General features: G+C 58.6%; 8 protein-coding genes. 5 read left to right on the top strand and 3 right to left on the bottom strand.

Going from position 1 to position 10342, the window contains the following annotated elements; genetic code table 11:
- Positions 1-90: 90 nt before the first annotated feature.
- The 3 genes from AC07VR_RS31340 to AC07VR_RS31330 all read right to left on the bottom strand — a co-directional run bounded on the left by AC07VR_RS31340 (position 91) and on the right by AC07VR_RS31330 (position 4503).
- Positions 91-1374 carry an NAD(P)/FAD-dependent oxidoreductase gene (locus AC07VR_RS31340; RefSeq protein WP_494992470.1) on the bottom strand — a complete coding sequence of 428 codons (1284 nt, stop codon included), beginning with the start codon at positions 1372-1374 and terminating at the stop codon, positions 91-93.
- Between the two features lie 52 nt (positions 1375-1426).
- Complete coding sequence (locus AC07VR_RS31335; protein WP_495013607.1) at positions 1427-2917, bottom strand: aldehyde dehydrogenase; 1491 nt, start codon at positions 2915-2917, stop codon at positions 1427-1429.
- 209 nt (positions 2918-3126) lie between these two features.
- A complete protein-coding gene (locus AC07VR_RS31330) occupies positions 3127-4503 on the bottom strand; it encodes a glutamine synthetase family protein (protein WP_494992158.1) in 1377 nt (458 codons plus the stop codon).
- 279 nt (positions 4504-4782) lie between these two features.
- Here AC07VR_RS31330 and AC07VR_RS31325 point away from each other — a divergent pair, with 279 nt between their 5' ends.
- The 5 genes from AC07VR_RS31325 (at position 4783) to AC07VR_RS31305 (ending at position 10138) form a co-directional block, all read left to right on the top strand.
- A complete protein-coding gene (locus AC07VR_RS31325) occupies positions 4783-5559 on the top strand; it encodes a gamma-glutamyl-gamma-aminobutyrate hydrolase family protein (RefSeq protein WP_494992159.1) in 777 nt (258 codons plus the stop codon).
- 330 nt (positions 5560-5889) lie between these two features.
- Complete coding sequence (gene potA, locus AC07VR_RS31320; protein WP_494992160.1) at positions 5890-7032, top strand: polyamine ABC transporter ATP-binding protein; 1143 nt, start codon at positions 5890-5892, stop codon at positions 7030-7032.
- Positions 7033-7061: 29 nt separating this feature from the next.
- Positions 7062-7943, top strand: a complete 882-nt coding sequence (locus AC07VR_RS31315; RefSeq protein ID WP_494992471.1) for an ABC transporter permease subunit — start codon at positions 7062-7064, stop codon at positions 7941-7943.
- Complete coding sequence (locus AC07VR_RS31310; RefSeq protein ID WP_494992161.1) at positions 7940-8824, top strand: ABC transporter permease subunit; 885 nt, start codon at positions 7940-7942, stop codon at positions 8822-8824. Before AC07VR_RS31315 ends, AC07VR_RS31310 begins: the two co-directional genes overlap by 4 nt.
- Before the next feature lie 216 nt (positions 8825-9040).
- Positions 9041-10138 carry a polyamine ABC transporter substrate-binding protein gene (locus AC07VR_RS31305; RefSeq protein ID WP_495013606.1) on the top strand — a complete coding sequence of 366 codons (1098 nt, stop codon included), beginning with the start codon at positions 9041-9043 and terminating at the stop codon, positions 10136-10138.
- Positions 10139-10342: the final 204 nt, after the last annotated feature.

Below are 10342 nucleotides of genomic sequence, written 5' to 3'. Positions count from 1 at the left end.
TTGCTCGCGATGGCGGTGTGTCAGGCGACATCAATGTTGAATGTGTCGACCTCATCGCGAGCAGGCTCGCTCCCACATGGATTGCGCCGCTTAGATGCCGAAACGATCACGCAGCGCGTAATACGCGGCGCCCATGGCGGTCAGTGGCGCCTGGAAGGTTCGGCCGCCGATCATCGGCATGTGTGGCAAGGACGCAAACGCGTCGAAGCGCTCGGCGTCGCCGCGGATCATTTCCGAGATCAGTTTGCCGGCCAGGTGCGAGCAAGTGACGCCGTGACCGCTGTAGCCCTGCATGTAGTAGGCGTTCTTTTCGATACGGCCGAATTGCGGCATGCGCGACATGGTCAGCAAGAAGTTGCCGGTCCAGCGGTAGTCGATCTTCACGTTCTTGAGCTGCGGGAAGGTCTTGAGGATTTTCGGCTTGATCAGTTGCTCGATGTCATCCGGCTCGCGAGCGCCGTAGACCACGCCGCCGCCGTAGAGCAGGCGGTTATCGGCCGTGAGACGGTAGTAGTCGAGCAGGTAGTTGCAGTCTTCGACGCAGTAGTTGTTGCTGATCAGGCTCTTGGCCACTTTGGCCGACAACGGCTCGGTGACGACGATCTGCGAACCGCACGGCATGCTCTTGCGCGTCACGCGGGCGTCGAGGTCCTGGTTCAGGTAGGCGTTACCGGCAATCAGCAAGTACTTGGCCCGCACCACGCCCTTGGCGGTTCTGACGACAATCGGCTCACCGTAGGTGATTTCGAGCGCACCGGATTGCTCGAAGATTTTCCCGCCCAGGCCAATGATGGCGGCTGCCTCACCCAAGGCCAGGTTCAAGGGGTGTACGTGACCGCCCTGCATGTCCAGCAGGCCGCCGATGTAGTTGTCCGAGCCGACTTCTTTGGCGATGTCCTTGGCGTCGAGCATTTTCAGGTTCTGGTTGCCGTAACGCTCCCAGCTGCTTTTTTGCTCGGCAAGACCTTTGAGCTGCTTCTTGTTCAGTGCCGCGAAAATACCGCCCGGCTTGTAGTCGCACTTGATGTCGTACTGTTTTATGCGCGAACGAATGATGTCCGCGCCTTCGAAGATCATGCTGCCGAGGATTTCTGCGGTCTTGTCGCCGTAGCGCTGCTCGATGACATCGACGTCACGGCTATAGGAGTTGACCAGTTGGCCACCGTTGCGACCGCTGGCACCGAAGCCGACTTTGGCGGCTTCCAGCACCGTGACGCTGTAGCCCGCTTCTGCGAGAAACAGTGCCGAGGACAAACCGGTGTAGCCTGCGCCGATCACGCAGACATCGCACTCGACCAGTTGATCGAGCACCGGAAAATCGATGGTCTCGTTGCGGGTCGCGGCGTAGTAGCTGTTTACATGTTTTTGCATGATTGAATTCCCGAGCGGTCGCACGCAGATGCCGGCGACCGCTGCTGTGAAAATGTTAGAGCTTGATCCAGGTCGCTTTGAGTTCGGTGTACTTGTCGAACGCATGCAACGACTTGTCGCGACCGTTACCCGACTGTTTGAACCCACCAAACGGCGCAGTCATGTCGCCACCGTCGTACTGGTTGACCCAGACACTGCCGGCACGCAGACCACGAGCGAAGGTGTGGGCCTTGCTCAGGTTGCTGGTCCAGACACCGGCCGCCAGACCGAAGATGCTGTCGTTGGCGATGTGCAGGGCTTCTTCAACGGTGTCGAAGGTGATGAGCGACAGCACCGGGCCGAAGATCTCTTCCCGGGCAATCGTCATCGCGTTGGTCACGCCATCGAAAATCGCCGGCTCAACGTACAGGCCGCCCGTTTCTTCGAGGGTGCGCTTGCCACCCGCGATCAGCCGAGCACCCTGTTCCTTGCCGACTTCGATGTAACGCAGCACGGATTCCAGCTGGCGCTGATCAACCACTGCGCCAACCGTTGTCGCCGGGTCCAGGGCATGCCCCGGTTTCCAGGCTTGCAGTGCTTCCACCAGCAGCGGAATGAACTGCTCGCGGATCGAACGCTCCACCAGCAAACGCGAGCCTGCGGTGCAGACTTCGCCCTGGTTGAAGGCAATGGCACTGGCCGCTGCCTGTGCTGCCGCGCGCAAATCCGGCGCATCGGCAAACACCACGTTCGGGCTTTTCCCCCCCGCTTCAAGCCAAACGCGTTTCATGTTGCTTTGCCCGGCGTAGACCAGCAGTTGCTTGGCAATCGCGGTCGAGCCGGTGAACGCCAGCACATCGACATCCATGTGCAAGGCCAGGGCCTTGCCAACGGTGTGACCGAAGCCCGGCAGGACGTTGAACACCCCTTTGGGGATCCCCGCGTCCAGCGCCAGCTGAGCAATCCGGATCGCCGTCAGCGGCGATTTTTCCGAAGGCTTGAGGATGAACGAGTTACCCGCCGCCAGGGCCGGGGCGAACTTCCAGCTGGCCATGATCAACGGGAAATTCCACGGCACGATGGCCGCGACCACGCCCGCCGGTTCACGAGTGATGAGGCCCAACTGATCGTGCGGCGTCGCCGCCACTTCGTCGTAGATTTTGTCGATCGCCTCGGCGCTCCAGCGGATCGCATTGGCGGTCGCGGGTACGTCGATGGCCATGGAGTCGCTGATGGGCTTGCCCATGTCCAGCGTTTCCAGCAGCGCCAGTTCTTCCTGGTGATCCAGAATCAGATCGGCGAAACGAATGAGGATGCGCTTGCGCTCTGCCGGGGCCAGTCTGGCCCAGACGCCGGACTCAAACGTGCGACGCGCAACCTGCACCGCCACATTCGCGTCGGTTTCGTCGGTGCTGGCGACGTTCGCCAGGAAGCGACCGTCCACCGGGCTCATGCATTCAAAGGTGTCGCCGCTGAGTGCCGAGCAGTATTGGCCGTCAATGAATGCCCGGCCTTCTAGTGTCAAGGACTGAAAGCGTTGCTCCCAGTCGCTGCGAGTAATTGCCATTGAAGTGACTCAACGCAGAGAAATAAGTAGTCGTCGGACCGATGCCCTGTAGGAGCTGCGCTTGTTCCGGGCGGCGTTCCGACGATGGCGGTGTGTCAGGCGACATCAATGTTGACTGATCCGCCGCCATCGCGAGCAAGCTCGGCTCCTACAGGGGTTGTGTGTCGGGCACAACAAATGTGAACGACAGCTCCTACAGGTTGTTCGCCTCAGACCGTGTGCAAGTACCAGTTGTACTCAAGGTCTGAAATGGAGTTTTCAAACTCGGCGAGTTCGCTTTCCTTGCACGCCACAAACACATCGATGTACAGCGGGTCGATGTAGCGAGCCATGACTTCGCTGTCGTCCAGCTCGCGCAAGGCATCGCGCAAGTTGTTCGGCAGGCTCTGTTCGTTCTGCTCGTAGCTGTTGCCTTCAACCGGTGCACCCGGCTCGATCTGGTTGGTCAGGCCGTGGTGAATGCCGGCCAGGACCGACGCCATCAACAGGTACGGGTTAGCGTCGGCGCCGGCGACCCGGTGCTCGATACGTACGGCGTCAGCCGAGCCCGTCGGAACGCGTACCGCAACGGTACGGTTGTCGATGCCCCAGCTCGGCGAATTCGGCACGTAGAACTGTGCGCCGAAACGACGGTAGGAGTTGACGTTCGGGCAGAGGAAGGCCATCTGCGCCGGCAGGGTCTCGAGCACACCGCCGATCGCGTGACGCAATGCGGCGTTCTGCTCGGGATCCTCGCTGGCAAAGATGTTGTTGCCTTCTTTATCAAGGATCGAAATGTGCACGTGCAGACCGTTGCCCGCCTGGCCCGGGTAAGGCTTGGCCATGAAGGTGGTGTCCATCTCATGGTCGTAGGCGATGTTCTTCACCAGACGCTTGAGCAGCACCGCGTAATCGCAGGCTTTCACCGGGTCTGAAACGTGATGCAGGTTGACTTCGAACTGCGCCGGCGCACTTTCCTTGACGATGGCGTCGGCAGGGATGCCCTGCTCTTTCGCGCCTTCAAGGATGTCTTGCAGGCAATCGACGTATTCGTCCAGGTCGTCGATCAGATACACCTGAGTCGACATCGGACGCTTGCCGGACACCGGCGAACGTGGCGACTGCGGACGACCGTTCACGTTGTCCTGGTCGATCAGGTAGAACTCAAGCTCGAATGCGGCGCAGATGGTCAGGCCCATTGCATCGAACTTGCTCACGACCTGACGCAGCACTTCGCGAGGATCGGCGAAGAAGGGTTCACCTTCGAGTTCGTGCATGGTCATTAACAGTTGCGCGGTCGGGCGCTTCTGCCAGGGTTCGATGCACAGGGTGCCAGGGATGGGATAGCAGATTCGGTCAGAGTCGCCGATATCCAGGCCCAGACCTGTGCTTTCTACTGTAGAGCCGTTGATATCCAGGGCAAACAGCGAGGCCGGGAGGTTAATGCCTTTTTCGTAGACCTTGTGGAGACTGGTGCGCTCGATGCGCTTGCCGCGCACCACGCCGTTCATATCCGCAATCAGAAGGTCGACGTACAAAACCTCAGGATGTTTCTTAAGGAATGCGTTCGCTTCGTTGAGCTGAACGGCACGCAGGGGTACCGACATGATGCACCTATTATGTTAATTATTATGTTCACCGCCCTTTCACGAGCCCAGTCAATCCGAAAGACAAAGTGAAGTCAATAGCGAACAGAGCACCATCAGCGTTGAATTTATTTGCCGTGCCAGCCGCTCATCGACCGTTTTACTGCCTAAAGCCCGCGCCAGCTCAGATCCTCAACTCCTTTTCCGTTTAGAATTTTTTACATGAGAGTTGTTAATTAAAATCAACAAGGCTAAGCTCCGGAAAAGCTCGTTCAAGTGTGAAACTTCGAGGTGATAAAAATGGCACTCAAGCCATTGATCGGCGTTACTGCGTGCGTCAAAGATATTGGGCTGCATCCCTACCATGTCAGCGCAGACAAGTACGTACGTGCTGTCAGCGTTGCTGCACTGGGGCTCCCGGTAATCATTCCTTCCCTGGCTGAACTGACCGATATAGACGGTCTGCTCGAGCATCTGGACGGCCTGCTGTTTACCGGCTCGCCTTCCAACGTGGAGCCATTCCACTATCAGGGCCCAGCCAGCGAACCGGGGACGGCACACGATCCTCAGCGCGACGGCACCACCCTTCCCTTGTTACGTGCAGCCGTGGCGGCGGGCGTTCCAGTGCTCGGCATCTGCCGCGGCTTTCAGGAAATGAACGTGGCGTTCGGTGGCAGCCTTCATCAGAAGGTCCACGAAACCGGCACCTTCATGGATCATCGCGAAGCCGATCATCCTGACCTGGCCGTCCAGTACGCCCCGGCGCATGCCGTCAATGTTCAACCTGGCGGCGTGTTCGCGGCACTCGACCTACCCCCGGTGATTCAGGTCAATTCCATTCACGGCCAAGGCATCGACAGGCTGGCACCCGGTTTACGGGTCGAAGCCATCGCACCCGATGGATTGATCGAGGCCTTCTCTGTTGATAGAGGGCCTGTCGAGCACGGCCAGGCATTTGCCGTTGGCGTGCAATGGCACCCGGAATGGCAGGTCCTGTCGAACCCTCCCTACTTGAGTATTTTCCAGGCGTTTGGCGACGCGTGCCGGCAACGCGCGGCGCTGCGTAATACGCGCTGACTTAAAACTCGATTAATCAATTTACTGCCCTCGTGAGTCTGGCGGGCGCGCCCTTGCGCATCCGTGACTCACGAAAACAACAAACCGCAATAACAACAAGTACGACCAGGCAGCCAGGACGGCGGCGCCGAATTAGCCCGACCGGCACGGGTAACCCTGTAGGAGCCGAGCTTGCTCGCGAAGAGTCCCTGACAGTCGACATCAATGTTGACTGTCAGGCCGCCATCGCGAGCAAGCTCGGCTCCTACAGGGGCCCCTGGCGCGGGTTTGCAATCAACTATTAAGTCAGGCCGCTTTGGCCGGACTACTGACACCGGTTGGGAGTTTTACATGGCAAACGCCTCCAGCACTTACAGGAAGGCTCTAGAAGGCAACCCGCACCCAAAAAAGGTGCTGGTTAAAGTCGACCGCGTAACCAAGAAATTCGACGAGACAACTGCCGTCGACGATGTCTCCCTGGATATCCACCAGGGTGAAATCTTCGCGATGCTGGGTGGCTCAGGCTCAGGCAAATCGACACTCCTGCGGATGCTGGCAGGCTTCGAGCGCCCGACCGAAGGGCGGATCTACCTCGATGGCGTAGACATTACCGACATGCCGCCCTATGAGCGGCCCATCAATATGATGTTCCAGTCCTACGCCTTGTTTCCGCACATGACCGTGGCGCAGAACATTGCCTTTGGCCTGAAGCAGGACCGGCTTCCCGCCAGCGAAATCGAAGCCCGCGTCGAAGAAATGCTCAAGCTGGTTCATATGACCCAGTACGCCAGACGCAAGCCGCATCAACTCTCTGGTGGTCAGCGTCAGCGAGTGGCGCTGGCGCGCTCCCTGGCCAAGCGACCAAAGCTGCTGCTGCTCGACGAGCCCATGGGCGCACTGGATAAAAAGCTGCGCTCGCAGATGCAGCTCGAACTGGTCGAGATCATCGAGCGGGTCGGCGTGACTTGCGTAATGGTGACCCACGATCAGGAAGAGGCCATGACCATGGCCCAGCGCATCGCCATCATGCACCTGGGCTGGATTGCCCAGATCGGTAGTCCGGTCGATATCTACGAAGCCCCCGTCAGCCGCATGGTATGCGAATTCATCGGCAACGTGAATGCGTTCGACGGTTTCGTCACCGAAGACCAGGAAGGTCACGCCATCATTCAGAGCCCGGACCTCGAGCAGAAGATTTACGTGGGCCACGGCGTCAGCACTTCTGTGCAAGACAAGTCTGTCACCTATGCCATTCGCCCAGAGAAGTTGCTGGTGTCCACGATCAAGCCCGAGACCCGCTACAACTGGTCCAAAGGCAAGGTTCACGACATCGCCTACCTGGGTGGGCATTCGGTCTTTTATGTGCAATTGCCCGGTGGAAAGATCGTTCAGTCGTTCATGGCCAACGCTGAACGCCGCGGCGCACGCCCGACGTGGGACGACGAAGTCTATGTATGGTGGGAAGACGACAGCGGCGTGGTACTGCGCTCATGATCACTATCAATAAGCGGATTCAGCGCCTGATACCGAGTGGTCGTAAAGTCGTCATCGGTATTCCCTTCCTGTGGCTGTGCCTGTTTTTCATGCTGCCGTTCTTCCTGGTGATGAAGATCAGCTTCTCCGAAGCAGCCTTGGCCATTCCTCCCTACTCGGAGATCTACACCTTCGCCGAGCAGAAATTCCAACTGTTTCTGAACATCAGTAACTATGCGCTGCTGGTCGGTGATGAGCTGTACATCTCTGCCTACCTGGGCTCGCTGAAGGTCGCTTTTTTCAGCACGCTGATGTGCCTGTTGATTGGCTTCCCGATGGCCTATGGCATCTCCAGGGCCCGCAAGGAGACGCAGACCGTGCTGATCCTGCTGATCATGATGCCGACCTGGACGGCGATCCTGATCCGGGTTTACGCCTGGATGGGTATCTTGAGCAATAACGGTCTGCTGAACGCATTCTTGATGTGGACCGGCCTGACTCAGCAGCCCATAGAAATATTGAACACCAACACCGCGGTGTACATCGGGGTGGTGTACGCCTACCTCCCCTTCATGGTCCTGCCGCTCTACGCCAACCTGGTCAAGCATGACCAGAGCCTGCTTGAAGCCGCATCGGACCTGGGTTCGAGCACCTTCAACAGTTTCTGGAAAATCACCGTGCCGCTGGCCAGGAACGGCATCATCGCCGGCTGCATGCTGGTGTTCATCCCGGTGGTGGGTGAGTTCGTGATCCCGGAACTGCTCGGTGGGCCGGAAACCCTGATGATCGGCCGCGTGCTGTGGCAAGAGTTCTTCAACAACCGTGACTGGCCGGTGGCGTCCGCCCTGGCTGTGGTGATGCTGGCGATTCTGATTGTGCCGATCATCCTCTTCAACCGCAGCCAAGCCAAAGAGATGGAGGGACGGGCATGAACCGTTTCGGGTTTTCAAGACTGATGCTGGTACTCGGCCTGTTGTTCATCTACGCGCCGATGCTGATTCTGGTGATCTACTCGTTCAACGCCTCCAAGCTGGTGACCGTGTGGGGCGGATGGTCGGTGAAGTGGTATGTCGGCCTGCTGGACAACACCCAGCTGATGGGCTCAGTGGTGCGCTCGCTGGAAATCGCCTGCTACACCGCCATTGCGGCGGTGGCGTTGGGCACCCTGGCGGCCTTCGTGCTGACCCGCGTGACCCGCTTCAAGGGACGCACACTGTTCGGTGGCCTGGTGACCGCACCCCTGGTGATGCCCGAAGTGATCACCGGTCTGTCGCTGTTGCTGCTGTTCGTGGCCATGGCGCAGCTGATCGGCTGGCCCCAGGAACGTGGCCTTGTCACCATCTGGATCGCCCACACGACGTTCTGTGCAGCCTATGTGGCGGTGGTGGTCTCGGCACGCTTGCGTGAGCTGGACCTGTCCATCGAAGAAGCGGCCATGGACCTTGGTGCGCGGCCGTGGAAGGTGTTCTTCCTGATCACCATCCCGATGATCGCGCCATCGCTGGGGGCAGGCGGCATGATGTCCTTCGCCCTGTCGCTGGACGACCTGGTGCTGGCCAGCTTCGTGTCGGGTCCGGGTTCGACGACCTTGCCGATGGAAGTCTTCTCGGCAGTGCGTCTGGGCGTGAAACCCGAGATCAACGCCGTGGCCAGTCTGATTCTGCTGGCTGTCTCTTTGATCACGTTCCTGGTCTGGTATTTCGGTCGCAGGGCCGAAGCCAATCGCAAACGCTCGATTCAAGAAGCCATGGAACAGACCACGAGCGAATCCTGGAAACAACCTGAGCAACAACTAGCGGGTGCGGCTGCCTAGTGGCCCGTGTGGCCAGTTCTGTTAGTCAACTTCGGCGCCAGAAGCCCATATCCTGCGTTGCTGTTCCTCGCCATAGCGGGCTATGACTCGTCACAGCGCCTTGGCTATGGACTTCTGGCATCCGAATTTGAGCTAACGAACTAGCCGTACAGGCCACTAGCAGCCGCGTTTCAATGATGGCGCCGCGAATTACACGATAAAAATGGAGTTGTACGCATGAATATGTTTGGCAGGACTCTGCTTACACTGTCCTTATTGGGCGCGGTCGTCACTTGCGCCCAGGCCAATGACAAGGTGCTACGCGTTTACAACTGGTCGGATTACATTGCACCGGACACCGTCAAAAAGTTCGAAGACGAGACAGGTATCAGTGTCGTCTACGATGTGTTCGACAGTAATGAAACCCTTGAGGCCAGGTTGCTCGCCGGCAAGTCGGGCTACGACATCGTCGTGCCCTCCAACAGTTTTCTGGCCAAGCAGATCAAGGCCGGGGTCTATCAGCCGCTGGACAAGTCAAAGCTGCCCAACTGGAAAAACCTCAACCAGACACTGTTGAAAAATGCCTCCGTCAGCGACACCGATAACAGCCACGCCTTCCCCTACATGTGGGGCTCGATCGGTATCGGCTTCAACCCGCAGAAGGTCAGGCAGGCCTTGGGCAAAGACGCACCGGTGAACTCCTGGGACCTGCTGTTCAAACCGGAAAACGCGGCAAAACTGAAATCCTGCGGCATCAGTTTCCTGGACTCGCCTACCGAGATGTTGCCGGCCGCCCTCCACTATCTGGGCTACCCGGTGAACTCCCGGGACAAGCAGCAGATCGCCGAGGCCGAAGCGCTGTTCATGAAAATCCGCCCATCGGTGGCCTACTTCCATTCATCCAAATACATCTCGGATCTTGCCAACGGCAACATTTGCGTAGCCGTTGGTTACTCTGGTGATGTGCTCCAGGCCAAGGCGCGCGCCAAGGAAGCGGGTGACACCGTGAACATCGCCTACAGCATCCCGAAAGAAGGTGCGGGCAGCTTCTATGACATGGTCGCCATCCCCAGGGACGCGGCAAACGTCGAAAACGCCTACCTGTTCATGAACTTCCTGATGCGCCCGGACATCATGGCCCAGATCACCAACAGCGTGGGTTACAGCAACGCCAACTCAGCAGCCACGCCATTGGTTGATGAGGCGATTCGTGACGATCCAGGTTCGTATCCACCGCAAGAGGTAATGGCCACGCTCTATGCAATACCCGACCTGCCCATCGCTACCCAGCGGTTGATGACGCGCGGATGGACACGAGTAAAACTGGGCAAATAGACAACCAGCGCGCCTTTGCGGGCGCGATACGCAACTCCGTTCATGCAGCGACTTACCAACGCGGCATCAACATGAACGGCTTCACCTGATGAGGTCTATGTAGGAGCAGCCGGTCGACGCTCGATTGCTCGCGATGGACGTTAACGATAACGCGTGTTTTCTGGATAAACGCGTCGCCCTTGAGTCCATCGCGAGCAATCGAGC

Source organism: Pseudomonas sp. GW821-FHT02H09, from assembly GCF_059421425.1.
This window is presented reverse-complemented; position numbering and strand designations above follow the sequence as displayed.